This is a genomic window from Bartonella queenslandensis AUST/NH15, from assembly GCF_000312585.1.
GTDB classification, from domain to species: Bacteria; Pseudomonadota; Alphaproteobacteria; order Rhizobiales; family Rhizobiaceae; genus Bartonella; species Bartonella queenslandensis_A.
Genome location: NZ_HE998164.1, coordinates 1 through 590, shown reverse-complemented (window position 1 = coordinate 590; position 590 = coordinate 1). Strand labels below are relative to the sequence as shown.

Below are 590 nucleotides of genomic sequence, written 5' to 3'. Positions count from 1 at the left end.
AAAGCTAAGAATGTTTCAAAATTATCGTCACGTTGATGTATCCAATCACCATGTTTATCTGGTGTGATTATTTGCCATTTTCTATTACGTGTAATACCACCAACATTACCAAAGTATTGAAGCATCTCAAGTTTTTTTTCGGTGGAAAGATTGTCTCCAATATCATGATAGTAAATTTTACAATCTCCAGAAACATTGGGATTTTTGATAAATAGCGTTACCGCAATACCAGTCATACTACCATTGCCGAAAATATTCTCTCCTTCATGAGCAATTCCATTGCTTAACATATTTTTACGAAGATCCCCCCGTAAATTAAGTACATAAATGCTCGTAAATTCTTTAGCCAAAGATTTTCGTAAACTGTCCATTGTTGGTTTTTCTATATAGCTTGAACCAGAAATGAAACCGATCACTCCAGCATTATCAATACGGTCACTAGCCCAGCGAATGGCACGGATATAACTATCATAAAGCGCCCGTATATTCGTTACCTTCGATTTAGCAGCGTATGTTTCTCGAATACGGTCATCTAGTATCAGGATAAGGAGTATTCTTTGCATTATCATTTTCATTTTTTTGCCCTACCG

The 590-nt window shown here is 35.9% G+C and carries 1 pseudogene; it reads right to left on the bottom strand.

Features of this window, described 5'->3' with window-relative positions:
* Window positions 1-590: pseudogene (locus tag BN338_RS09745) on the bottom strand (damage-inducible protein); the annotation flags it as partial.